The 24,821-nt window shown below is 33.7% G+C and carries 24 protein-coding genes; 1 reads left to right on the top strand and 23 read right to left on the bottom strand.

What is annotated here, in order from left to right:
* The first annotated feature begins 169 nt into the window (after positions 1–169).
* Positions 170–1,090 carry a sulfurtransferase gene (locus tag ACZ446_RS01350; RefSeq protein ID WP_464393377.1) on the top strand — a complete coding sequence of 307 codons (921 nt, stop codon included), beginning with the start codon at positions 170–172 and terminating at the stop codon, positions 1,088–1,090.
* 26 nt (positions 1,091–1,116) lie between these two features.
* Here the strand turns inward: ACZ446_RS01350 and ACZ446_RS01345 are convergent, their stop codons facing one another.
* The 23 genes from ACZ446_RS01345 to ACZ446_RS01235 form a co-directional block, all read right to left on the bottom strand.
* On the bottom strand, positions 1,117–2,001 hold the full coding sequence (locus tag ACZ446_RS01345) for a zinc dependent phospholipase C family protein (RefSeq protein ID WP_464393376.1): 885 nt from the start codon (positions 1,999–2,001) through the stop codon (positions 1,117–1,119).
* Positions 2,002–2,088: 87 nt separating this feature from the next.
* The gene (locus tag ACZ446_RS01340) at positions 2,089–3,357 is read right to left on the bottom strand and encodes an MFS transporter (protein ID WP_464393375.1); all 1,269 of its coding nucleotides are present in this window, start codon (positions 3,355–3,357) and stop codon (positions 2,089–2,091) included.
* A 67-nt stretch (positions 3,358–3,424) separates the two neighbouring features.
* Positions 3,425–3,856 carry a YaiI/YqxD family protein gene (locus ACZ446_RS01335; RefSeq protein ID WP_464393374.1) on the bottom strand — a complete coding sequence of 144 codons (432 nt, stop codon included), beginning with the start codon at positions 3,854–3,856 and terminating at the stop codon, positions 3,425–3,427.
* Positions 3,853–4,392, bottom strand: a complete 540-nt coding sequence (locus ACZ446_RS01330; RefSeq protein WP_464393373.1) for a cob(I)yrinic acid a,c-diamide adenosyltransferase — start codon at positions 4,390–4,392, stop codon at positions 3,853–3,855. Before ACZ446_RS01330 ends, ACZ446_RS01335 begins: the two co-directional genes overlap by 4 nt.
* Positions 4,393–4,520: 128 nt before the next feature.
* Positions 4,521–4,934 carry a hypothetical protein gene (locus tag ACZ446_RS01325; RefSeq protein WP_464393372.1) on the bottom strand — a complete coding sequence of 138 codons (414 nt, stop codon included), beginning with the start codon at positions 4,932–4,934 and terminating at the stop codon, positions 4,521–4,523.
* 139 nt (positions 4,935–5,073) lie between these two features.
* Entirely contained in the window at positions 5,074–5,718 is a 645-nt protein-coding gene (locus tag ACZ446_RS01320) for an amino acid ABC transporter permease (protein ID WP_464393371.1), read from the bottom strand.
* Entirely contained in the window at positions 5,718–6,476 is a 759-nt protein-coding gene (locus tag ACZ446_RS01315) for an amino acid ABC transporter ATP-binding protein (protein WP_464393370.1), read from the bottom strand. Before ACZ446_RS01315 ends, ACZ446_RS01320 begins: the two co-directional genes overlap by 1 nt.
* A complete protein-coding gene (locus ACZ446_RS01310; protein WP_464393369.1) occupies positions 6,466–7,152 on the bottom strand; it encodes an amino acid ABC transporter permease in 687 nt (228 codons plus the stop codon). Before ACZ446_RS01310 ends, ACZ446_RS01315 begins: the two co-directional genes overlap by 11 nt.
* Before the next feature lie 201 nt (positions 7,153–7,353).
* Positions 7,354–8,088 carry a basic amino acid ABC transporter substrate-binding protein gene (locus ACZ446_RS01305; RefSeq protein WP_464393368.1) on the bottom strand — a complete coding sequence of 245 codons (735 nt, stop codon included), beginning with the start codon at positions 8,086–8,088 and terminating at the stop codon, positions 7,354–7,356.
* Positions 8,089–8,226: 138 nt separating this feature from the next.
* Positions 8,227–8,913, bottom strand: a complete 687-nt coding sequence (locus tag ACZ446_RS01300) for a GntR family transcriptional regulator (protein WP_464393367.1) — start codon at positions 8,911–8,913, stop codon at positions 8,227–8,229.
* Between the two features lie 22 nt (positions 8,914–8,935).
* On the bottom strand, positions 8,936–10,498 hold the full coding sequence (locus tag ACZ446_RS01295) for a UDP-glucose--hexose-1-phosphate uridylyltransferase (protein ID WP_464393366.1): 1,563 nt from the start codon (positions 10,496–10,498) through the stop codon (positions 8,936–8,938).
* Between the two features lie 46 nt (positions 10,499–10,544).
* Positions 10,545–11,537, bottom strand: a complete 993-nt coding sequence (locus ACZ446_RS01290; protein WP_464393365.1) for a Gfo/Idh/MocA family protein — start codon at positions 11,535–11,537, stop codon at positions 10,545–10,547.
* 243 nt (positions 11,538–11,780) lie between these two features.
* Positions 11,781–12,596: a carbohydrate ABC transporter permease gene (locus ACZ446_RS01285; RefSeq protein ID WP_464394361.1), complete on the bottom strand. Its 816-nt coding sequence runs from the start codon at positions 12,594–12,596 to the stop codon at positions 11,781–11,783.
* Positions 12,597–12,611: 15 nt separating this feature from the next.
* A complete protein-coding gene (locus ACZ446_RS01280) occupies positions 12,612–13,532 on the bottom strand; it encodes a carbohydrate ABC transporter permease (protein ID WP_464393364.1) in 921 nt (306 codons plus the stop codon).
* Between the two features lie 113 nt (positions 13,533–13,645).
* Complete coding sequence (locus tag ACZ446_RS01275) at positions 13,646–14,905, bottom strand: ABC transporter substrate-binding protein (RefSeq protein ID WP_464393363.1); 1,260 nt, start codon at positions 14,903–14,905, stop codon at positions 13,646–13,648.
* Between the two features lie 318 nt (positions 14,906–15,223).
* Complete coding sequence (locus ACZ446_RS01270; RefSeq protein WP_464393362.1) at positions 15,224–16,333, bottom strand: iron-containing alcohol dehydrogenase family protein; 1,110 nt, start codon at positions 16,331–16,333, stop codon at positions 15,224–15,226.
* A 98-nt stretch (positions 16,334–16,431) separates the two neighbouring features.
* On the bottom strand, positions 16,432–18,150 hold the full coding sequence (ilvD, locus tag ACZ446_RS01265; protein WP_464393361.1) for a dihydroxy-acid dehydratase: 1,719 nt from the start codon (positions 18,148–18,150) through the stop codon (positions 16,432–16,434).
* Positions 18,151–18,219: 69 nt separating this feature from the next.
* Complete coding sequence (locus ACZ446_RS01260) at positions 18,220–19,509, bottom strand: TRAP transporter large permease (protein ID WP_464393360.1); 1,290 nt, start codon at positions 19,507–19,509, stop codon at positions 18,220–18,222.
* A complete protein-coding gene (locus tag ACZ446_RS01255) occupies positions 19,509–20,033 on the bottom strand; it encodes a TRAP transporter small permease (protein WP_464393359.1) in 525 nt (174 codons plus the stop codon). Before ACZ446_RS01255 ends, ACZ446_RS01260 begins: the two co-directional genes overlap by 1 nt.
* 128 nt (positions 20,034–20,161) lie before the next feature.
* Positions 20,162–21,169: a TRAP transporter substrate-binding protein gene (locus tag ACZ446_RS01250; RefSeq protein ID WP_464393358.1), complete on the bottom strand. Its 1,008-nt coding sequence runs from the start codon at positions 21,167–21,169 to the stop codon at positions 20,162–20,164.
* 180 nt (positions 21,170–21,349) lie between these two features.
* On the bottom strand, positions 21,350–22,639 hold the full coding sequence (locus ACZ446_RS01245; RefSeq protein ID WP_464393357.1) for a nickel-dependent putative hexonate epimerase: 1,290 nt from the start codon (positions 22,637–22,639) through the stop codon (positions 21,350–21,352).
* A 49-nt stretch (positions 22,640–22,688) separates the two neighbouring features.
* Positions 22,689–23,834, bottom strand: a complete 1,146-nt coding sequence (gene dgoD, locus ACZ446_RS01240; protein WP_464393356.1) for a galactonate dehydratase — start codon at positions 23,832–23,834, stop codon at positions 22,689–22,691.
* Positions 23,835–24,019: 185 nt separating this feature from the next.
* On the bottom strand, positions 24,020–24,646 hold the full coding sequence (locus ACZ446_RS01235; protein WP_464393355.1) for a GntR family transcriptional regulator: 627 nt from the start codon (positions 24,644–24,646) through the stop codon (positions 24,020–24,022).
* Between the last annotated feature and the right edge of the window lie 175 nt (positions 24,647–24,821).

The raw sequence follows: 24,821 nt of genomic DNA, 5'->3' as shown, positions 1-24,821 counted from the left end.
CCTCCTAACAGTCAATTTTCTACTCACTCTTATATTAATTTCAACAAAAATTACAAAAATCCTGCCTTTGAAATTTTTTCTAATTAAAATCCTTAAATAGATGAAAATTATCTCACTAAGGTATATAATAAAATATGAAAGAAAGTAACCACCTCAAGGAGGTCCTGAAATGAGTAATTACAATAAATCTTTAAATATTTTATTTTCTACTTTTTTTATTATTCTTCTTTTAATAACATTTACCGCTGCAGCTGAATCTGATTTTAAAAATAAAGAATTTATGATATCGGTAACAGAACTAAACCAAATGATAACAGATGGACAAGAAAACCTAAAAATAATTGATGTCAGAAATAGCGCTAAATATTTGCTGGGTCATTTACCACAGGCGGTTAATATGTGGGACAATGATTTCTCTGATCCAGAAGGTTGGGTTCAAGGCTTAATTGCTAAGCCAGGTGCATTTGCAGCAGTTGCTCAGGAAAAAGGAATTAATAATGATTCTGAAATCATTGTTTATGATGATAATAATAGCATTTGGGCTGCCAGACTATGGTGGGTGTTTCAAGTTTATAACCATAAAAACATAATGATTTTAGAAGGCGGTTATGATGCATGGGAAAAGGAGGGCTTTGAAAAGAAAATGCTCCCTCATAAACCTCAAAAAGGTAATTTCGTAGTTAGTGATGTCCTCAACCAATGGATAATTAATTCGGATACGATAGCAGAGAACCTCAATAATCAAAATTTTATTATTTTAGATACAAGATCTGAAGCAGAATTTTTAGGTACTGAAACTGATTCGGGGGCTCCACGCAAAGGAAGAATCCCAAACTCTATTCATCTAAAATCGGATGTGTTTTTAACCAAAGATTATAACTTTAAATCTGCTGCAGAAATTGATAGAATACTTACAGAAAAAGGGATTACCAAAGATAAAGAAACTATAGTAATTCTTTCACATACTGGTGTAAGCGCAGCTCATACATTTTTCACATTAAGACTGCTCGGGTATCAAAATTTAAAATTATATGATGAATCCTGGGTTGGATGGAGCAGCAGAACTGACCTTCCTGTCGAAAAAAATTAAATTTGTTTAAAATAATAAAAATCTACTTAGACTTCTCCTAAAAAATTTTTTTCACCAAATAAATTGATAATCTCAGTTAATGATGTTCCGTTTTTGAAATAGCTTAAAGTTTGCTCAATTAATTTTTGAGCAGACTTTATACCTCTATTAAAGTGTTTTTCAAACTGTTTATAATTTTCTACAGGCCAGACCTCTACCTTCTCATTTAAAGCATAGCAGTGATTGCTTAAATCTTGGCTGGTGAATATATTCAAAAATTTAAACAGATAATATTTTTTAGAAACATTTGTTGAAAATAGTTTGTGATATTTCCTCAAATCTTGATAGGATTCTTTGATTAAATCTTCTTTTAACTTTTCTTTAATAATGCTAGCAAAAATTAGCTGATAAAAATAATTAAGATTTGCAAAGTGTTTTTCCTGGAGTTGATAAAAAAGCAGAGGATTTTTGGCAGACGGACTCTGATTCCACTTCTCTTTCATAATATAAATATCAATACTGGCCTCAATTAATTTATGCTTTTTATCTCTACCACCATTTTTAATAATAAAAGGATGACATTCTCGATCAAGTGCATAATGAGAAATAAAACCTAGTAGATAAACAAGATTATTCTTTTTAAAATCTGAATCAGTCAATTTAGATTGGGCATAAATTTCTTCTTTTTTATAAGCTAACAAAAGTTCTTTAAATAATTCTTTACCGCTGAGTGAATGAATTTGTTCTCCCTTTTTAGAACCAATCTCAGACTTCTTCCATGGCCAAAAATCTTTATAAAAGAAAAAATCTGCTCCCTGACAGCCGTAATTAAACAGCTGATAATTATTATTTAAAAGTGTCCGTATCTCTTTGTCTTTAATTCCTGCTGTAATTTCTTCTCCCGCAATAAGATGAGTCCAAAAATCAGGCATTTTCCTTCCCCCTCTTTTAGAATTAAATTTATATAGCGATATTTTATAAATTAAATATCTCAACTATATCATCATCTTTACTATAAATTAACTTTTGGCTTCTATTTTACCTTTTTCAACATCAACTCGGCTTAGAAAAAATATTCCTAAAATAAAGAAAGCAGCTATAGCAAGAATTCCATAACGGCTGGATCCAGTAAGCTGTCCAGTATAAGCAAAAACAGTTGGTCCAATTATAGCTGCAAATTTACTGGATACTCCAAAAAAACCAAAAAACTCAGCTGATTTAGACTCCGGCACCATAGCTCCATATAAAGAGCGGCTTAATGCTTGCGCTCCCCCCTGAACCATACCTACAATGCCAGCTAATATCCAAAAGTCTATAGCTGAGTTCAAAAAATAACCATACAACGTAATTCCAATATAAACAGTAAGAGCCAGATAGATTCCTTTTTTAGCAGTAATTCTGCCCGCAATTTTAGCAAAAAGCAGTGCAAATGGAATTCCCACAAACTGAGTTAAAAGTAATGCACCAATTAAATCAGTTTGACTAATGCCAACTTCCCTACCGTAAATTGCTGCCATTCTAATAATTGTTCCAATACCATCATTATAAAGCCAAAAAGCAAGTAAAAACTTCCATAATTCTCTGTATTTTCGAACATTAATAAAAGTAGATTTCAGGCGACTAAATGCCATTTTAGTATATTTATCTAATGGAATTTTCTCAACTCTTTTTTGAGGATCAGGTAAATATTTAAAAGCAGGTAATGAAAAAGCAAACCACCAAACAGCAACTGTAACAAATGAGATCTGAATAGCTGTAGTGGTAGAGTTGATCCCAAATAAAGACGGTTTAGAAATCATTAAAAGATTTATTGCTAAAAGCAGACCGCCTCCTAAATAACCGGCTGCATAACCCAGACTTGAAATGTAATCAATAGATTTTGAATCACTGATATCTGTTAAAAACCCGTCATAAAACACATTTCCACCCGAAAAACCAATATTAGCGATAACAAAAAATAATGAAGCCAAAAGATAATTTCCTTCATTAACAAAGAATAAAAGTGCGGTTCCTGTAACACCTAAAATCACAAAAAATTTGAGAAAAGACTTTTTAGAGTCAGAGTAATCAGCAGCAGCTCCCAGGATTGGCGAAATAGCAGCAATAATTATCATAGCAATAGTCTGAGTATAGCCCCAGTAGGAAGTTGCTAGATTACCAGGAAGATTAACCCCAGCCACATCTTTATAAAATATTGGCAGTACTGCTGCCAGTATTACTGTTGCGAAGGCGGAGTTAGCCCAGTCATAGAGTGCCCAGGCATAAATTGTCTTTTTCTGTTTATCCATCAGATCACCTTCTTCGAGGTTTTTTATAATTTAAAATAAAAAAACTTATAATAAAGCCATAGTTTGTTTATGAATTTAATAATTTCTGCAGTGCCTTTTTAAACCTTTGGTCATCAGCTGCTGTTCTTTTTTTATGACTTGTATGACGCCCTGTTCTTTTCCTTTCTTTAAATTGACGGTGTCTTTTTGTCAATAATCTTTCTATATTTTGATTACTGAACCTCCTACCTGAAAAACCTAGAACTTCTGCTTTTCTGCTTAAAGCTAAAGCTGCTAATCCATAATCAGAGGTAATTACAATATCTCCTGGTTCAATATTATTACAAAGGATCATATCCACAGATTGAAATCCCTGGTCTACCACTTTTAAAGTTCCATAATCAAGCTCATGCTGATGATTAAGATCCGTATAGACAATTAATTCTAAGTTTTCCTGGGCAGCAAGCTTAGTAATTATAGAAATAACTGGACAGCCATCTCCATCAACTAAAATTCTCATTTCTTTTTGAACTCCACATAATCAAGTTTAGTTTCTGAAAAACGGGCCAGTGAATAAATTAAATCTGATAGACGATTAATATATTTTTGTAAATCCTGACTAATATCTGCTTCTCCTGCAAGAGCAGTAATTCTGCGCTCTGCCCGTCTACAGATAGTTCTAGCCTGATGTAGTGCTCCACTCGCTTTTGAACTTCCCGGGATAATAAACATAGATTTTTCTTTTTTATTCATCTGAGCCAGATAGTAATCTATTTTCTTTTCTAAAAACTCAACATCTGCTGCTGTTATTTTTTCAGGAAAGCTTTCCCATTCAGGAGTTGCCAGTTCTCCTGCCAAATTAAATAGCTGGCGCTGAACTGTACGAATAATATTATATGCTTCGTCATCTTCAACAAAGTTTTTAGCAAATCCAAGAGAAGAGTTGAGTTCATCTATAGTTCCATAACTTTCAACTCTGAGAGAGTCTTTAGCAATTCTGGAATTATCAAAAAGACTAGTTTTACCCTTGTCTCCACTTTTAGTATAAATTTTCATTTAAATTCTCCTTTCTTTTTGTGCAGCCACCGTTTACCGAAGCAATTTATGGAAATTAATCTGGATTCTATCATAAAAAGACAGCCCCTGACTGGAAACTGCCTTTATTAAAAATATTCTAATTATATTTAACCTGCATCCTTTTCCACCGCTTCATTTGTTTCAATGACTAGTTGATGACTGTGGTGAATGTACCTATTTTCCAGGTCGTCGATTTTTTTGCTGCTGCCGAGTAATTGAGCCAAATCATGTTCCATCCTATCCATCCGAGCATTCTGAATATCTTTATTTGACTCCAGCGCTCGGAGAATCTGAGTGTTTTCTTCAACCTGAGTACTCAATTTTGCAGTTTCTTCCTGAACAATTTTTCTTGTTTCAGACTGAATTATCTTTTTAGTTTCTTCCTGCACAATTTTTCTTGTTTCAGATTGAACTATCTTCTTAGTCTCCTCTTGAACTATTTTCTTAGTTTCTTCCTTTACAATTTTTTTAGTTTCAGTAACGATAATATCTCTCATCGCATCCAAAAGCTTTTGATCCAAAACTTTCACCACCCTACTCTTAGTAGTTTCCATAAACTAGAATTAATGGTAGATTTAGATTACATATATTTCCTTTATTCAATTATAGCACTTTGAATTTAAGATTACAATAATTTGTAGATCTCAATATGTCTATGTTTTAAGGTATCGTAACCTTTTTCTCGATTCTATTAAATAAATAAACAAAAAGAATGATCACCGCTAAATATATTAAAGCAACTACAAAATAAACATTAAAAAATTGATAGTTACGGCTGGCAATTAACTTTCCTTCTGTCATTAATTCTTTGGCCCCAATAACATAAGCCAAAGAAGAATACTTAATCATATAGATAAATTCATTTGTCCAGGATGGAATAACTCTTCTTAATGCCTGAGGTAAGATAATATACCTTATTCCCTGCCATTTTGTCATCCCAATTGATTGAGCAGCCTTTAACTGACTGCCGCTAATTGACTGAATTGATCCCCTCAGATATTCAGCCTGATATGCTCCACTATTAATAATAAAACTGATAATTGCTGCTGTAATTGGAGCTAATCTGATTCCATAAGATGGTAAACCGTAATATATTATAAATAACTGAACTAGAAGTGGAGTACCTCTAATTATGGAAATAAAAGTCCTCACCAAAGCTGATACAAATTTGTTCCCATAAATTTTACCTAAAGCCAACAAAGTTCCCAGCACGGTTCCTGAAAAACAGGAAATTATTGTTACAAAAACAGTAACACCCAATCCTCTTAAAAACAAAGGGTAATATTCCATAAAAATATCTAGCATTAGTTTTCACCCTCACCGTATAAATTAGTCAACTGGAAAAGAAATTCTCTGGTCCGTTTATGTTCTGGATTGGTAAACAGCTTTTCAGGATCCCCCTGCTCAACAATATTTCCACCTTCCATAAAAATTAATTCATCAGCAACACTGCGGGCAAAACCCATCTCATGGGTAACAACCAGCATTGTCATTCCTTCTTCTGCCAAATTCCGCATAACTTTAAGTACCTCTCCAGTCAATTCTGGGTCCAGAGCTGAAGTTGGCTCATCAAATAAAATTAATTTTGGCTGCATAGCAAGTGCCCTGGCAATTCCAACTCGCTGTTTTTGTCCTCCAGATAATTGGGAAGGATATGAATCAGCATAGTCTTTTAATCCAACTCTATCAAGTTCAAAAAGGGCCAGTTCTTCTGCTTCTTTTTTATTCATCTTTTTGACTTTAGTTAATCCAATCATCACATTTCCTTTAGCAGTAAGATGATTAAACAATCCAAAATCCTGAAAAACAAAGCCAATTTGCTGTCTAATTTCATTTATCTTTTTACTTGAAGTAATTTCAGTATCTTCCAAATAAATTTTACCTTTTTTCGGTGGTACAAGACGAATAATATTATTTAAAATTGTACTTTTACCTGTCCCACTTGGGCCAACAATAACCTTAGTTTCCCCTTTATCAATAGAAAATGAAATCCCTTTTAAAACTTCTTCATTTTCAAAACTATGATGTAAATCTTCTATTCTTAATAAATGCTTAGTAGGCATCTGAATGTCCTCCTTCAATACCTATCCCTGGAATCTGATATTTCTTCTCAAAAAGGGATAGTCCTCCATTGACTATAGTAGTTAAAATAAAATAAATTGCTGCAATAGTTAAGTAGATAACCATTGGCTCATTTGAAGTTGCAATAAAATACTCTCCCTGCCGCAAAAGTTCAACAACCCCTATTGTAAAAGCAAGTGAAGTATCTTTCAGCACTATTGCTGATTCATTAGCAACCGGCGGAATTGCAATTCTAATTGCCTGTGGTGCTATAATATGAAAAAAGGCCCGCATTTTACTCATTCCGATTGATTGAGCAGCTTTCATTTGTGAACCACCAACTGATTGAATAGCTCCTCTATAAATTTGAGACTGATAGGCTGCTGATCTAAGTCCAATCCCAAGCACTGCAGCTCTAAAAACTGGAATTCTCAGCCCCAACATTGGCAGTCCATAGTTTAAAAGTAAAAGCATAACTAAAAGTGGTATACTTCTGGCCAATCTTTCATAAACAGCAACAACGCCCTTAAGCACTTTATTTCCATAAACCTGAGCAAAGGCAATTGGAAGGCCAACCACTATACCAATTAAAAGACTCCAAAAACTTAATTGAACTGTGATCCAGGTTCCTTCTAATAAATATGGTAACGCTTCCTGTATTAGTTCTAGTTTATCCATAATATATCCTTCCTAAATTTGGTTTTGATAAAACTTTATCATATAATCTAACTTTAAAAAGCTCAATTAATATTATATTCATTAAACCCTTAAAAGTAAAATTTATGATTTCTAGAATTAGTCTATTAACTAGAATAAAAAGTTAAAAGGCTTTCCTCACAGAAGCCCGAATAGGATCTAGCGAGGAAAAGCCTGTATATTTTATTCAAAATATTTTTCAATTAATTCATCCATTGTACCATTTTCTATTACTTTTGCAAGTCCTGCATTAACTTTTTCCTGTAAAGCTGCATTATTTTTAGATACTGCAATACCATATTCTTCACCTGTTATTACTTCTGCAACTACATCAACAGGGTTATTTTTACTATAAGTTTCTGCTACCGGCTTATCTAAAACAGCTGCATCAATATTTTTATTTGCAAGATCTCTAATTACAAAAACATATGAATCATAGTTTCTGATCTCACCAGTTAAGATATCACGTTCAATCAACTTATCTCGAACCCAGGTATCTCCAGTAGTTCCAGTTTGAACACCAATATCATTATCACCAAACAGAACAGTTAAATCTTCTTCTGAATCCTGGTGAACTAAAACTGACTGATTGGCAGAATAATAAGGATCAGAAAAAGCTACAACTTCTTTTCTAGCTTCAGTAATTGTCATTCCAGCTGCAACCATATCAAGACTGCCTGATGCCAAACCAGGAATTAAAGAGTCAAAACTAATATCTCTAAATTCCACCTCAAAACCCTGAAGTTTAGCAATCTCTTTAACTAAATCAATATCAAAACCTACAATTTCACCATCTTCTACATATTCAAAGGGTGGAAAACTTGCATTGGTTCCCACTACATAGCGCTGAGCCATTACACCTGTGCTAAAAGTTGCTACTGCCAACAGAATTAAAATCACTATTAAACTTTTCTTCATTTGAATTTTTCCTCCTTTAATTTAAAATCCTATCTTCTCGCTACTTTTTTAATCTGCGAAATGATAAAAATATCTTAAGATTTATTATAACATAATCCTTTAGTAAGCAAAAGTATTATTTTGATTTATTTATAATTATTAATTATTTTCTTTTTCAAATACAGTTAAAATGCTGTTCCAGGCTGCTCTAATATGGTCTTCAGCACACTTTCTAGCTCTGTCAGCATCTCCACTATTTATTGCTTCTGCTAACTCCATGTGTTCTGATAAAAATTCCTGCATTCGACCCTGACGGGAAAAACTGCTGCGGCGAAATCTCGTCGCCTGTTCAAAAAGTGTATCTAAAAACTTTTCCAACCACCTATTATTAGAAGCCTCTTTAATAATCCGGTGAAAAGCAATATCTACCCGAATACAGCCTCGTTGGTCATCATTAGCTATACATTCTTCCAGCTCTTCTGTATATTCTTTCAAAAGTACTTTTTGTTCTTCATCTATCTTTTTAGCAGCAAGATAAGCTGCCAGTCCCTCAAGTTCTGTTCGCAGTAAAAATATGTCATCAATTTCTTTTTTAGTCTCTATTCCCGCCACAAAAACTCCCTGCTGGGGAATAATATTTATTAATTCCTCCTGTTCAAGCATTCTAAAGGCTTCTCGTACAGGAGTTCTGCTGACACTAAGTTCTTCCGCTATTTCCATTTCGGTTATTTTTTCTCCAATCATCAGTTCACCCTTGAGTATTGCTTCCCGCAACACCTTATAAACCTGTTTCCTTAATGGTTCATAACTATAAGAATCAATAGAATCCAGATTGAATTTACTCATATCTTGCCACTTCCTTCTTAAATTATAGTTCCTCTTTTTCTATTCCAACTGCAGCTAAAAATCTTTCAAAACCCTGGTAGCCGATAGAATTGTTTTTGTAAACACCCGCATCTTCCAAAACCTGACTAAACTTATCTGCAATTTCAACTTCAATAACTTTTTCAGCTTCCTCTTGACTTAAATTAATTCCATGTTTTCTTTTAAGCTCTGAAATCCACTGCAGATGTTTTTCTAATCCTTCAGCCTCTTTTAATTCATCAATTACTATTTGGCTGCTCAAATATTTGGAGATCAGATTCAACTCAGTCTTGAGGCGTCCAGGTAAAATCGCCCTTCCCATTACTTCTATTAAACCTATATTTTCTTTTTTTATATGATGTAATTCCTGATGAGGATGAAAAATACCTTCAGGATAAGACTCGCTTTTACGATTATTACGTAAAACTAAATCTAATTCATAGCTTCCATTCTTTTTCCTAGCAATAGGAGTAATAGTATTATGTGCCTTCTGTCTGCCCTCAACCTGTGAAAAAGCAAGAATATCAAGCTCAGGGTCAGAGTATTGACGCCAGTTGTCTAGTATTTTAACTGCAAGATTTATTATATCTTCTCTGACATCAGCTTTCAATCTAATTACTGACATCGGCCACTTAATCCGGCTGATTTCTACATCGGGAAAGGTTGGATGCTGATAGAATTCTTCTGCTTCTGCCTCCTCCATTGGAAAGATATGCCTTCCTCCCTGATAGTGATCATGATTCAAAATAGACCCCCCTACAAGTGGTAAGTCTGCATTTGAACCAATAAAATAATGTGGAAGCTGATCAATAAAATCAAGTAATACTGCAAATGTGTTTTTGTCAATCTGCATTGGAATATGCTCTTTATGAAAAACTATACAGTGTTCATTATAGTAAACATAAGGTGAATACTGCAGAAACCAATCTTCATTTTGTAATTTCAAAGGGATAACTCTGTGATTTTGACGAGCAGGATGATTTAAATTTCCAGAATAACCTACATTTTCTAAACATAAATAGCATTTAGGATAATTACTTTGCTCCTCTTCCCGGGCCTTTGCGATTTCTTCCGGATCTTTTTCCGGCTTGGAAAGATTAATTGTAATTTCAATTTGGCCATATTCGTTTTCTGCTTTCCAATTTAAATCCCGAGCAACTCTTGCCTGGCGAATATAATTACTGGCTTGTGCTAAATTATAATATTCATCAGTTGCCTTTTTAATACCAAACTCCTCACTAGTATTATAAAATCTGAGTGCAACTTCTGATTGTCTCGGCATCATAGCCCCCATGATCCTCGTGTCTAAAAGATCTCTCTCAGTAACATTATCATTAATTAACTTCTCTGCTGCAGCAAAATCTAAAAGTTGGTCTAATAATGGCTGTGGATCTTGAGGAAGCTCAAAATCTTCTGCCGTAACTGCTTCAGCAGGACTTCCTTTGATTTTTAAAATATCTCTGATTTGATTTCTCGCTGAAACCCGGTCCCATTCCCCCAGTAAATTGTTGATCTCTCCATAAACTAATAATTTCTCTATAACCTGATTAATTTTTTCAACTTCCACTATTCACCCTCCTATCAATACAATTCAATTATTAGATCCCACCATTTTAAAGCTTTACTATAACTTCTTCGGCAGCCGATTTACGCATAGCATCCATAACTTCAAGATTAGCAAAACTTTCATCTCTGACCGTTAGCGGAACTTCCGTATCGTTTATAATCGCCTCTGCAAAGGCTTCAACTTCCAGCTGATATTGTGCTTTGGTTTCTACATCTAATTTTTCTATTTCTCCCTCTTTTTCAATCAAGAAATAGTTTTCTTCTTTCCAGGCAAAAAATTCCGGAATTCTAATAACTCCTCTACTGCCTATAATTTCTAAATCTTTTTCAGAATGAGAATTGATGCTGTAATAAACACTGGCAAAACGTCCTCCCTCAAAATAAAGAGTCCCACTACCACTTAAATCAACTCCAGCTTGATTTTCCTTTTGAAAGAAATTAGCTACTTTGGTCGGCTTTGCTTCCATTAAATACCTTGATATATTAACAGTATAACATCCGATATCGTTTAATGCACCCCCATCAAGCTCAGCATTAGCTCGGATATCATTACCTCGTCCACTAATATCAAAGGCAAAACTCGCCTTGATTTCTTTTATTTCACCAATTATACCATCATCAATTATTTCTTTAAGTTTAACTACAAAGGGCTGAAAACGATACATAAAAGCTTCCATTAGCTTAACATTATTTTTCTCAGCTGCTTGATTCATTTTCTCTGCTTCTTTTTTATTTTTACCGGAAAGTGGTTTTTCACATAATATGTGTTTACCAGCTTCTGCTGCTTTGATAACCCACTTTTTATGTAAAGAATTTGGCAGCGGAATATAAACAGCTTCTACTTCCTGGTCTGCTAAAAGATCTTCATAATCATTATAATATTTTTTTGCCCCAAATTCTTCTACAAATTTCTCTGCTTTTTCCTGATTGCGGCTGGCAACTGCAGTTAATTCTGAATTATCTGCCCCTATAATTCCAGGGATCACTGCCTTGCGGGCGATATTTGCACAACCTAGAATACCCCATTTAACTTTTTTCATTGATTAGTCACTCCTGTAATAATATTTTTAAATTAAAATTATTCAAATTCAATTAATTGCTTAATATATTTAATTCTTGAAAAAAGGCCAAAATCCTCTTTAAAGATTTTGGCTTTGATTTTTAAAATAAAGATAAAACCCAGCCTAATCTTTCAGACTGAGTATACCTTAAGTTATTTAATTTTTAGATTTTATTTTTTAGGATTGAATATCAAAAATTAATCTTAATATTTTCAGTTTAAATTATCCTTTAACAGAACCAGCCAACATACCTTTAATAAAATAACGACCAAAAATAATATAAACTAAAAGAGTTGGCAGTGCAGTTATAATTGCACCACTCATCTGCACATTCCACTCTACAACCTGGCTTCCTGCCAGATTTGTCAAAGCTACTGTAATTGGCTGGCTTTGAGTATCAGTCAAGGAAACTGCAAATAAGAATTCATTCCAGATATTTGTAAACTGCCAGATAAAAACAACAACAAAAGAAGGAATAGATATAGGAAAAAAGATATGGCGATAGATACTAAAAATATTTGCTCCATCAACTTTTGCTGCTTCAGTTAAAGCATCCGGTACATCCTGATAATAGTTTCTGAACATTAAAGTAGTTATTGGCAGCCCATAAACAACATGAACCAGAATCAAACCAGGTATCGACCCATAAAGGCCTATTGTCTGCATAAACTGTACCAGTGGGAAAAGAACACTCTGATAAGGAATAAACATACCAAATAATATTAAAGCAAAAAGAGTATCTGACCCTTTAAATTTCCAGTGTGATAAAACATAGCCATTCATTGAGCCCATTATTGCAGACAGCAGAGTTGCCGGAATTACAAGATAAAAACTATTAAGTACATTTGGTGCCAGCTTGGCAAAAGCCTCTCTAAAACCATCAAAAGATAAAGTTCCTGGAAGCTGCCACATTGTATTGATTGATACTTCCGAAAAACTTTTTAGACTAGTAGAAAGTAGAACATACATTGGAATCAGAAAAAATATAGCAAAAGCAATTAAAATAGCATATCTCATTACTTTTTCGCGTGTTGTCATTTTTTCATCCATTGATTACTCCTCCTTAAAGCTGTTGACCAAATAAGGTATTATCAGCAGTCCAACCATCATTAGAAGCACAATCGCAATTGCTGAACCAGTTGAATAACGATTGGATCTAAAGGTTGCCTCAAACATATAAACTGCAGGTATATCTGTTACATTATTTGGTCCACTACCTGTCATTGCATAGATTAAAGCAAAGGCCTTAAGTGATACATGGGCCAGCACAATAATCGCCGAAAGAGTAATTGGCTTTTGAATAGGAAACAGTATTTTTGTAAAGACCTGCCATTTACTAGCTCCATCAATCCTAGCTGCTTCAATCAGCTGCTGATCAATACCTCTCAAACCAGCTAACCACATGGCCATTGTATAGCCAGAATACTGCCAGACAGCAGCTATAATAACAGCTATTAAGGCTACATTAAAGCCCAAAAAATTGCTGGTGCTTGTAAACCATCCCCACTGAAAAGCATCTAAACCCAGCTGTTCAAAAAGCAGGTTTATTCCTCGGGGATTGTCTGGGAGACGGCCAGGAGCAAAAATCCAGCGCCAGACTGTACCTGTTACTACAAATGAAATTGCCATCGGGAAAAGATAAAGATTCTGAAAGAAATATCCGCCTTTTGGCTTATTATTTAAAATTAGTGATAATAAAATACCTATTGCCAAACAGCCCAGAATAAAAAAGAGGGTAAAATATAAAGTATTCCAAAGATCAGTTTGAAATCTAGACTCAGCAAATAATCCTAAATAATTTTCCAGCCCTACATAATCCTTAGCTTTTCTCATAAAACTAGAAAAGGTATCCCAGTCAAGCATTGAAATTTGAACACTGCGGCTGATAAATCCATAAACAAAAACTGCAAGTGTAATTATTGATGGTGATAAAATAGCAAGTGAGGTAAGTGATTCTTTATGTTTTCTTTTCATATTTATCACTCCATAAAAATAAATCTTCCCCTCCCTAAAAAAAGGAGGGGAGATATTTTCATTCTAGGTTAAATACTACTGTATCTTTTCTAACTGTCAAATCTAATTATAATTTATTTTACATACTCCTCATGATTTTCCTGGAAGCTTTCAAATGCCTGATCTACATTACCAGTTGTGATAAAGGCATTTATTGTATCATTCATTGCTGTGATAAATCCTTCGGGAGCTGCAGATCCGTGAACGATAGAAGGTGACAATGTATCACTTGCAAAGTCTTCCATTGCACTTGTTAGATAAGGATCATATTTGCTCTTATCAGCATCTAAACGAGCAGGAATAGAACCTTTGATTGGGTTGAATGTATCCTGTCCTTCTTTAGAAGCAATTGTCTTCAACCATTTCTTAGCATTTTCTGGGTTTGGAGCACCTTTTGGTAAACCAAAGGTATCAGTTACAACTATAAAGGTTCCTTCTGAACCTGGAACTGGAGTCCAGCCAAATTCTTCCCCAGGTGTCCAGCCTAATGTTTTGAGGTATCCTTCAGCCCAGTCACCCATAATATTAAAGCCTGCTTCTCCTTCATGTACTAACTGAGTAGCATCCTGCCAGGTAAGAGCAGAGTGGTCTTCATTTACATACTGCATAATGTCTTTAAAGTGAACAAGTGCTTCTCTAATTGCTGGATCATCAGCAGATGTTTCACCATTCCAGAGTCCGTTATATCCATTAGGGCCTAAAGTAGATACTAATAGTGATTCAAAAACCTGACCGGCAGGCCACTTATTGGTATCACCTAAAGCAAGTGGAACAACACCAGCTTCATCCAGTTTAGCTAAAGCATCTTTAAAGCTTGCTAAGTCTGTTGGAGGTTCAACATTATTTTCTTCAAGTACTGCATTGTTATAAAACATAATATTTGAGCGGTGAACATTAACCGGAATAGAATAATATTCGCCTTCATAAGAAGACATTTCTAAAATCTGCTGATTAAACTTGTCTTTAACTCCCCATTCTTCCAGCAAACCAGTAATTGGTTCCATCATTCCTGTTTCAACATAAGTATTAACTAATTCTGCACCACCATGAACCTGGAATGAATCTGGAGGATTTCCTCCAACCATTCTGGTTTTAAGTACAGCTTTAGCATTAGAACCAGCACCACCAGCAACTGTAGCATTAATGACCTCAACATCAGGATAATCTTCATTAAACAGTTCAATTAAAGCATTTAGACCTTCTTCTTCTCCACCACCGGTCCACCAACTGAAAATTTCAACTTCTCCATCCTGAGCCATCGCTGAAAAACTTGAGACAAAAAGCAAAGCCACCATTAATAATACACTTAACAACATACTTTTCTTAAATAACATTTCTTTGTCCTCCTTATTTTTTTATTCAGACTTCAACAAATGTTTAATAATTTTATCAAAATGAATTAAACTATCACCTCCATAATTTCTCTTGACTTGAAAATTATATTTATTAAGATATATTTTAAGAAGAAAACTTGATTCAATAATATTATATCATATTTGCGAGAAATTAAAAGATTATTTTGAAAATTGTTTATATGTTATAAAATTTAAAAAAATTACTCTTAATAAAACAAAAGCCAACTTAGAAGAAGAAAATTTTCTCAACTTCTAAACTGGCTTTATTTAATAATTGGAGGGATTAGTTTCAAAAATTTAATTTACTTTTGACTCAACCTTGTTCATAGCTTCAATGATCATTTCTTCTGTTACTTTAATCGGCATTTTTAACATAACTGTATCATTCACAGAGTTCGAAGCTGTCTTCTTTAAATTTTTTTCTGAAAAAGGAAGCCCTAAGCCCTTAAATGATGGTTTTAAACCTAATTCATTGAAAAATTTGATTACATCATCTATATATTCTTCTGGCTTTTCCTCTAAAAAGAGCTGGACAACAATCCCATATCCCACTTTTAATCCATGTAAAAGTTCATGTGATTCCTCAATTGAAGTCATCCCATTATGAATTCCGTGGGCGGCAGCACCTCGAGAAGTGTTTTGGCCTAAACTCTGTATAACAGTAGTTAGATAAATGTTTAAATCAATAACTTCTTTTAGTTCTTCACCTAGCTCATTTTTTTCACACTGTTCAACAGCTATAATTGCTTCTTCTCTCATTTTATTATATAAGATCTCAGCTAAGTTCATAGCTACTACAGTTTCTAAACTGGGATTATCAATTCCACTTTCTACAGCCTTACCTTCATACCATTTAGCTAGAGAATCTAAAATCCCTGATTTTAAATATTTAGCAGGAGCTTCTGCAATGATTTGAGGATCTACCATTACCAGACGTGGATTTTGAGTCATAAAATAGTCTCTTTCAAACTGTCCATCTTCTGTATAAACAACAGCAAAAGCTGATCCAGCAGCACAGGTAGCTGCAATAGTAGGAACAGCAGCAACTGGAAGTCTCATATCTTCAGCAGCCGCTTTTGCAGTATCAATTGCCTTTCCACCACCAACTCCAATAATTAAATCTGCGTTCATTTTTTTTGCCTTTTCTTTAATAATCTCGATATTGGACTGAGAAACTTCACCTGCAAAAATATGCTTCTCCCAATAGATATCATATTCATCCAAAGAATTGATTAAGTCTTTTTCTGCTGCATTTAAAGCTCTTACACCACCACTAATTAGAACTCTTTTCCCCCACTCACTAACGTAAGCTCCAGCCTTTTTTAAAATATCCTTCTCATTAATATACTGAGCAGGTGCAGCCTGAAGATACGCTGTCTGAGGATCTAGACGGGTTTCTTTAGTCATTATTTTCACCTCTATCAAATAGAATAATTTATTTTTTAAGTTAAATATTCATTTATTACTAACTTTTTATTTTCAAATTATTAAATATACCATTGATACTAATCCATCCCAATATAAGCTCCTTTAGCAGCAGGAACTGCATGACGAACATAAAGTCCTAAAGTCCCTCTGTTAAATTTAAAATCTGGCTTTACCCAATTCTTTTTACGTGCTGCTAAAACCTTATCAATTTCTGCAGCAGATTTTTCTTCTCCCTTTAGGCCAATAATGTTTAGTTTTCGAGCAGGAATATCAATTTCTATTAAGTCTCCATCTTCAACTAAAGCAATTGGACCACCATCAACAGCTTCTGGTGAAACATGACCGATAGCTGGCCCACGAGTTGCACCAGAATATCTTCCATCTGTTATTAAAGCCGTAGAAGTATTTAATACTTCATCTGAAGCTATTGCTTCACTGGTGTAAAACATTTCTGGCATTCCACTGCCTTTTGGTCCTTCATAACGAATGATTACTGCATCACCCGAAACTATATCACCTGATAATACAGCATCTAAAGCTTCTTCTTCTGTGTCATAAGCTTTAATTCTACCCTTAAATTGATGCATTTTAGGGTCAACTGCTGAATGTTTAACTACTGCTCCCATTGGCGCCAGATTACCTTTAAGTACAGCTAAAGAACCTTCATCATTAATCGGAGCCAAAGCTGGATAAATCACATCATTAGGCAGGTTTTTAGGTGCTTCAGACTGCATATAATCTAAGTAGCTAAATTTATCAAGTTCTTCTAAATTTTCTGCTAGTGTTTTTCCTGTAACTGTCATCTGATCTAAATGTAAATAATCTTTCAATTCTTTCATTACAGCTGGCAAACCACCTGCATACCAGAAGTAATGAGTTGGATACTGACCACTTGTTTTAACATTTGCAATAAAAGGTATTTCTCGGTGGATCTGATCAAACTCATCTAGTTCAATCTCAAAACCAAATTCATGAGCAATTGCTGGTATATGAAGCAGTGCATTTGTTGAACCACCAATAGCAGCATGAATCATTATTGCATTTTCAAATGATTTGCGAGTAACTATATCAGATGGTTTGATTCCTTTTTTGACTAGATCTACTAAATAATGACCAGCTTCTTTGGTCATTACCTCTAGAGCCGGGCTTGTAGAAGGAATTAAAGCAGCTCCTGGAAGTGCTAAACCAAGTGCCTCAGCCATCAGCTGCATTGTTGAAGCTGTACCCATAAACTGACAGGCTCCACAGCTTGGACAAGCAGAATACTGATATTCTTTAAATTCTTCTTCAGTAATTTCACCTCTCTTGAGATCTGCAGAATAAGTTCCGACCATTTCTAAAGTTAAACCATCTGGCCCAGGTGCCATTGAACCACCTGGAATATGGACAGCAGGTAAGTTAAGGCGTAAAATAGACATTAAATGTGCTGGCACAGATTTATCACAACTAGAAAATAAAGCAATCCCATCATAAGGTGCAGCCATTGCCTGAATTTCAACCATATTTGCAATCATCTCTCTGGATACTAACGAATAATTCATTCCATCATGACCCTGAGCAATACCATCACAAATGTCTGAAGTTGTCATTCGACTTCCCATTACATCAATTTCTTTAAGTTCATTTTTTAGTGCACTTACATATTTATCTAAGTGAAAACTTCCTGGATGACCATTACCGTATGTATTGGCTATTACAATCTGCATCTTATCTAAATCATCTGCAGTCCAGTCCATCCCCATTCTCAAAGCATCAATTTCTGCTCCTTGCTTCCGTATTTCCTGACTTCTAAGCAACTAAATCATCTCCTCATCGGCTTTAATAATTTACTTTAAATAAAGCCAACTTTATTTATTTAATCAACATTATCTCATTAAATTTGGTATAAACATTACAATTTGTGGAAAAGCAATTAATAATGCTAAAACTGCAAGTAGTGTAAATAAAAATGGTAAAATAGATTTAACCAGATCTTCTAATGTAATATCTGCCACTCCAGTTGCTACATATAAAACTGTTCCGACAGGAGGTGTGATTAAGCCGATACCTAAGTTAATTGACATGATTACACCAAAATATACTGGATCAATTCCTACCTGACGCATTACAGGTAATAAAATGGGTGCTAAAATTAACATTGCTGGGGTTAAATCCATTACAAAACCAACTAAAAATAATAATATATTAGTTATTAACAAAATTCCAATAGTAGAATCAGTTAAAGATGTTAAAAGTTCGGCTAATTCAAAAGGCACTCTGGCTACAGTTAATAGCCAAGCAGTTACCATTGCCATTCCACACAAGAAAAGAACTATTGCTGTTGTTTTAGCTGTTGCCAATAAAATCCCTGGTAGATCTTTAACAGTCACTTCTTTATACACAATTAGAGCTAAAATCAAAGATACAAATGCTGCTACAGCACCAGCTTCTGTTGCTGTAAAGACTCCTCCTAAAATACCTCCAACAACTAAAAAAGGAATAGTTAAAGCAAGAGCTGCTTCTTTAAAAGTCTCCCATAATCGAGAAATAGTAAATTTTTGTACCTGTTCTGCCTCAACAATATGTCCATAACCATGTTTTTTAGTAGTGAAATAGGTTGTAGCCATTAAAGACAATCCCACTAATATACCAGGTATAATCCCTGCCATAAAAAGCTGAGCAATCGAGGTATTAGTAATAATACCATAAAGTATAAAAGGAATACTTGGTGGAATTATAATTCCAATAACTGCAGATGATGCAGTTATTGCCGCTGAATAATCAGCCGGATAATCCTGCTCAATCATCGGTGGAATTAGCAATCCACCAATTGCTGCTGTATCAGCAATTGCTGAGCCAGAAATCCCACCAAAAAACATACTCGCTAAAATATTTACATGACCCAGACCACCGGTGATATGTCCAACAATCGCATCAGCAAAGTTTACCAATCTTTTAGCAATTCCTCCATGATTCATAACCTCTCCTACAAACATGAAAAAAGGAATAGCTAAAAGCGGAAAACTATTCATACCAGATATCATTTTAGACGGTAAAACCATAAATTGCAAATCCATAGCATTCATTAAAGCAATATTTGATAAACCCAGTGCAAAAACAACCGGGATTCCTGTTAAGACAAATATAAACAAAGTTCCTAAAAATAACCAAAGCATTATTCTACACCCCCACTTTCATCTAAAATATCAAACTTTTCTTTTTCTCCTTTTATATACAATTGCACATGTTTTTTTATTTTTGCTAAATTGATCAGCATCATAATAAAACCACTAAGTGGTACAATAGAATAGACTAAAGTCATTGGTATATAAAGAGCAGGAGACACATTTGTTGCTGAAGTTGCTACAATATATCCATAATATGTTATGATAGCTAATACTGCCATTATTAAAAGATCTGAAATAATACTAATTATGTTCTGAACTTTCGCAGATGGTATTTTAGCGATAACAAAATTTAGGCCTACATGATCATCACTACCATATGCCATTACCGCTCCTAAAAATGAAATCCAAATAAAAACAAACCTTGATAGTTCATCTGCCCAACCAAGTGAATTATTTAAAACAAAACGACTAAAAACATTTGTTCCTACAATTATAAACATTGAAAGTGTTAAAATAATAAGAATAAATTTATAAATGCTAAAAAAAGTATTAAAAATTTTATTGTTTTCCATACTTATCACCCCTTTTAAATCTCAAAATAAGCCCTATTTTCTTTTGATATTAAATTATAATCAAAATTAATTGTAATTAAAAATTTAGAAATAAGAGGGAGATTATCTCCCTCTTATTAGTTTAATAGTTATTGCTGAGCTTGAAATTCTTCAACCTGCTGCTGTACAGATTCAACTAGATCTGCACCAATCTCATCTTTGAATTGGTTATATACAGGCTGAACTGCTTCCTGGAATTCAGCTTTTTGCTCTGGAGTTAAAATAGTAACTTCCATAACATCTTTTAATTTATTTAAGTATTCAGCATTCATAGCTCTATTAGTCTTTCTGTTATGATGCTTTGCTTCAATTGCTGCTACTTTAACAACCTGCTGTAAATCAGTAGGTAATTTATCATAGAACTGTTTAGACATCATAAGTACAAATGGTGAGTATACATGGCCTGTATCTGTTGTGTAATCCTGAACTTCAAAGAAGTTCTGAAGATAAATTGTACCCCAAGGATTTTCCTGACCATCAACAACACCCTGCTGCATAGCGGAGAATAATTCTCCAAATGCCATAGGTGTAGGATTAGCTCCCATTTCTTCCCAGGCAGCTAAATGCATAGGATTTTCCATTGTTCTAACTTTTAAACCTTCAACATCCTCTGGAGATTCAACTGCTCTTCTACTATTTGTCAACTGACGATATCCATTTTCCCAATAAGCTAAACCTACAAGACCTTCATCTTCAAGCTGCTTTAGTAGATTCTGTCCAACTGGACCATCAAGTACATAATCCGCTGCTTCGTGAGTTGGGAATAAGAAAGGAAGGTCAAATACTTTAAATCCATTTACAAATGGAGCAATAGGTGCAGTAGATGGACAAGTCATCTGCTGTGTACCCATTTGTAGGGCTTCCATCATTTCTCTATCATCACCAAGCTGGCTGGAATGATAAAGATTAACTTCAATTTCGCCATTACTTCTTTCTTCTACTAATTTTTTGAAGTATTCTAAAGACATATACTGAGCTGATTTATCATTCAACCCAATACCCGCATTAATTGTGTATTCGGCCGCCAGTGAAGTTACTGAAAAAGTTAAAAGCAATAAAAGAGCAAGTGATAAGTTAATCATTAATTTTTTTCTCAAGATAATTTCCCCCTAATAATTTTTTAATAATAATTTTTATAATCTAAGTAATTAAATATTAAGACTCTACAACTAGAAATAATATTGAAACTTATGATAATCCATTTTATTTCTTATTACCACCTCCACTAATTTAAGATTTAAAGGGCTTATAGAATTATAAACTTGCTCCTAATTTTCTTATTTATCTTGATATACCCACAATCCTGTAGCAGGATTATTGATATAAAAGATCTCTTCTCCATCAACAGTATTAAAACCATCTTCTAAGCTATCCAGTTTGTATTTATCAGTTATTTCTTGGTAATCTAAATAATTAAAATTTACAGCTTCTATTTCTTGCCGACTTAATTTTGGAGAAGCAAGTGAAATTTTAAATCTACCTTCAGATGAGCCGTGAATCAAATGAGCCGCTGCAGATAAATTTTGACGTAAATCCTGATTGTTATGCAGACTTTCTAGTGTTTTTTCAGTACCACAATAGCCATATTTTCTAATTAATTTATCTATAAGTTGATCTTCTCCAAATTTATAAAGTCCCGGCGCTATAATTATTAACTCACCATCATCAGCAACTGCCATCCTAGTTCTATAAATGGCCTTTGCCCCAATCCATGTGCTTTTAAACTTATCCTTTTTTAGATAAACAACAATCTTTTTAGGTGCTTTTTTAAGTTTTATAATATTTTCCTGCTGACTTAAAGCAACTGCTTTTTCAAATGTTTTTCTGCTGCTACCAGTAAAAATTCCTTTAATTTCTGTCAGACCGGTCTTCTTATCACTAACAGCCGAATTAACTGTCATTAAATAAAGTAGTGGCAATTCGTCTAAAAATTCCTTTTGACAGTAATCATAAAGCTTTCTAACAGGTGAGTGATCTTTTCCCATTATTTTTTCCATACCAGAAAGAGCACCTAAGAAATGAGATCTATTAATTATTTGATCTCCACCACAGCCAACAACAATATTTTTAGTGTAATTAGCCATACCAACAACCTCATGTGGTATTACCTGACCTAAAGAAATAATTAAATCATATTTAGCAGAAAATAGATGTTTGTTAACTTCTAAAGGTAAAGCTTCAGTTAACTCTCCATCTGAAAACTCTTTCATTTTTATTGCAGGAATCTCTCCAACTTTAATAGTTTCAGTTCTCCAGTTATGTTCTAAAAAATTAGTAGTTGGAATATCACCAAACATTGACTTTAAAGATTCAGCATCCATTGGATCATGAGTTCCAGAAGCTGGTAAAATATCTATATTGTCAATCTTTTTTTCTAAGAAAAAATAAAGTTTTTCGGTAATTACCCCTAAAGCTGATGATTTTCTTGTATAATCTGGTGGAATTAATAAAATGTTTTCTTTTTCATTTTGAATAATTAATTCAGCCAATTTTTCTAAATATTTGTCTATTTCTTTAGTTTGCAAATATTGTTTTTGACTGATTATTTCTCTTTCTATTTTTCCCATTTTATTCACCCCTCATATAAACTTTGAAGACCTTTATTTAAAATATTATTTACCATTCAGCAATTGTACCATCTTCATTACGCCAAATAGGATTTTTCCAGTCATGTGATTCTTTGGCTTTAGTTCGAACTAACTCTTCATCAATTTCAATTCCAAGTCCTGGTGCATTTGGAATTTGAGCATAACCACCTTTGTATTTAAAAACTTCTTTCTTAACTAAATAATCTAAAAGATCATTTCCTTGATTATAATGAATCCCCAAACTTTGTTCTTGGATAAATACATTTGGAGTTACAGCATCAATTTGTAAACTTGCAGCTAGATTAATTGGTCCTAGCGGGGAATGAGGAGCTACTGCAATATCGTAGGCCTCAGCCATTGCTGCTATTTTCTTAACTTCTGAAATTCCACCTGCATGTGATAAATCTGGTTGAATAATATCCACTTTATTTAGTTCAAAAACTTTTTTATAATCCCAACGACTAAATAATCTCTCACCTAGGGCAATTGGAATACCAAAAGTATCGATAGTAGTTAATGCTTCAATATTTTCTGAAAGAACTGGCTCTTCTATAAACATTAAGCGAAAAGGCTCAAGCTCTTTAAATAATATCCGAGCCATCCCCTTATGAACCCGACCATGAAAATCTACTGCTATTCCAAAATCTGGACCAAGCCGATCTCTTATTGCTGCTACTCTAGCAACCGCCTGATCTACTTTTTTATAACTATCTATGTAATGCAATTCTTCTGTACCGTTCATTTTTACTGCAGTAAAACCGGCATCTTTTTTTTCCCTTGCTGCCTGAGCCACATTATCAGGACGATCTCCACCAATCCAGGAATAAACTCTAACTTTATCTCTAACCTTACCGCCAAGAAGTTCATAAACGGGCTGTTCAAGATATTTACCCTTTATATCCCATAGAGCTTGATCAATTCCCGCGATAGCACTCATTAAAATCGGACCACCGCGATAAAAAGATCCACGATATAATGTCTGCCAAATATCTTCTATCTCTAAAGGATTTTTTCCAATTATATAATCTTTCATCTCTTCTACTGCAGCTTTTACTGTAGCAGATTTTCCTTCAACAACTGGCTCACCCCAACCAACAATTCCTACATCTGTTGAAATTTTAAGAAAAAGCCAGCGAGGTGGTACTTGAAATAATTCTAAATTATTTATTTTCAAAATAATCAACCCCTGACGAATAATTTAAAAATCACTTACTGATAATATATCCTGATATTGAATATATAATATGTGATATATCAGATGAACTAAAAATTTTTATACTAGATATTTTTTGTTGTTAATTTTCTTTCTATTTTTAATATTATAACATTATTTAAAGTATTGCAAATTAATTTCTAAATTTAAATTCTTTTTTTAATTTTTGCATCTTCTGCAATCTCCACTCGATCAAGATGTCTAAATAAAATTTTATATGCTTTTTCTTTATTATCTGCTATAATTGAATCAATTAAATCAATGTGTTCCTCTCTTGAAGTTTCAGAACGCTGATCATTTAGATAACTAAAAAGCATAGTAAAATGATTAATCATTTTTAAATAACTATCAATTAAATAATTATTGTGTGAAGCAAAAACAATTTCTTTATGCAGCTGACTATCAAAAACACTAAAATGTTTATGATGACTTTTAATAAATTTATCCTTTAGTCTTAAAACTCTATTCTTATTTATTTGCTCAAAATAATTTTCGAGACAGTATAGTTCGTGCATTTTTCGTACTTCTAAAATATCATTAACTTCTGCTTCGGAAAAGTTTTTAACAAAAAAACCAACTCTCGGTTTGTTTTCCACCAAATCTTCATTTGCTAACCTTCTCAAAGCATCACGCACCGGCATCAAAGAAATATCATGTTCTTCAGCAATCTGCCTGGTATTAAGCTGTTCTCCTAATTCTACTTCTCGATTTAAAATTTGTTCTTTAAGCATTGTATAAACCTGATCTGTTAAACTTTTTTTGTTAATAACCATAATAACACTTCCTATTTCATTCCTGTGATATATCAGATGCTCTATATTACATATTCGCCACTGACAAAAAAAATCCTGCAAAATTATTGTGATTTTTTAAATTTATTTTCTAATCCGAATACAATGGTAAGTATATTCAGATAAATTAATTTTAAGGGGGAGCATTAAATATCTC

The organism is Halanaerobium sehlinense, assembly GCF_055379485.1.
This window is presented reverse-complemented; position numbering and strand designations above follow the sequence as displayed.

Bases quoted from the DNA above. Each gene is read 5' to 3' on its own strand.
- ACZ446_RS01350 (WP_464393377.1), top strand. From the start codon at position 170: ATGAGTAATTACAATAAATCTTTAAATATTTTATTTTCTACTTTTTTT.
- ACZ446_RS01345 (WP_464393376.1), bottom strand. From the start codon at position 2,001: ATGCCTGATTTTTGGACTCATCTTATTGCGGGAGAAGAAATTACAGCA.
- ACZ446_RS01340 (WP_464393375.1), bottom strand. From the start codon at position 3,357: ATGGATAAACAGAAAAAGACAATTTATGCCTGGGCACTCTATGACTGG.
- ACZ446_RS01335 (WP_464393374.1), bottom strand. From the start codon at position 3,856: ATGAGAATTTTAGTTGATGGAGATGGCTGTCCAGTTATTTCTATAATT.
- ACZ446_RS01330 (WP_464393373.1), bottom strand. From the start codon at position 4,392: ATGAAAATTTATACTAAAAGTGGAGACAAGGGTAAAACTAGTCTTTTT.
- ACZ446_RS01320 (WP_464393371.1), bottom strand. From the start codon at position 5,718: ATGCTAGATATTTTTATGGAATATTACCCTTTGTTTTTAAGAGGATTG.
- ACZ446_RS01315 (WP_464393370.1), bottom strand. From the start codon at position 6,476: ATGCCTACTAAGCATTTATTAAGAATAGAAGATTTACATCATAGTTTT.
- ACZ446_RS01310 (WP_464393369.1), bottom strand. From the start codon at position 7,152: ATGGATAAACTAGAACTAATACAGGAAGCGTTACCATATTTATTAGAA.
- ACZ446_RS01305 (WP_464393368.1), bottom strand. From the start codon at position 8,088: ATGAAGAAAAGTTTAATAGTGATTTTAATTCTGTTGGCAGTAGCAACT.
- ACZ446_RS01300 (WP_464393367.1), bottom strand. From the start codon at position 8,913: ATGAGTAAATTCAATCTGGATTCTATTGATTCTTATAGTTATGAACCA.
- ACZ446_RS01290 (WP_464393365.1), bottom strand. From the start codon at position 11,537: ATGAAAAAAGTTAAATGGGGTATTCTAGGTTGTGCAAATATCGCCCGC.
- ACZ446_RS01285 (WP_464394361.1), bottom strand. From the start codon at position 12,596: ATGACAACACGCGAAAAAGTAATGAGATATGCTATTTTAATTGCTTTT.
- ACZ446_RS01280 (WP_464393364.1), bottom strand. From the start codon at position 13,532: ATGAAAAGAAAACATAAAGAATCACTTACCTCACTTGCTATTTTATCA.
- ACZ446_RS01275 (WP_464393363.1), bottom strand. From the start codon at position 14,905: ATGTTATTTAAGAAAAGTATGTTGTTAAGTGTATTATTAATGGTGGCT.
- ACZ446_RS01270 (WP_464393362.1), bottom strand. From the start codon at position 16,333: ATGACTAAAGAAACCCGTCTAGATCCTCAGACAGCGTATCTTCAGGCT.
- ACZ446_RS01260 (WP_464393360.1), bottom strand. From the start codon at position 19,509: ATGCTTTGGTTATTTTTAGGAACTTTGTTTATATTTGTCTTAACAGGA.
- ACZ446_RS01255 (WP_464393359.1), bottom strand. From the start codon at position 20,033: ATGGAAAACAATAAAATTTTTAATACTTTTTTTAGCATTTATAAATTT.
- ACZ446_RS01245 (WP_464393357.1), bottom strand. From the start codon at position 22,639: ATGGGAAAAATAGAAAGAGAAATAATCAGTCAAAAACAATATTTGCAA.
- ACZ446_RS01235 (WP_464393355.1), bottom strand. From the start codon at position 24,646: ATGGTTATTAACAAAAAAAGTTTAACAGATCAGGTTTATACAATGCTT.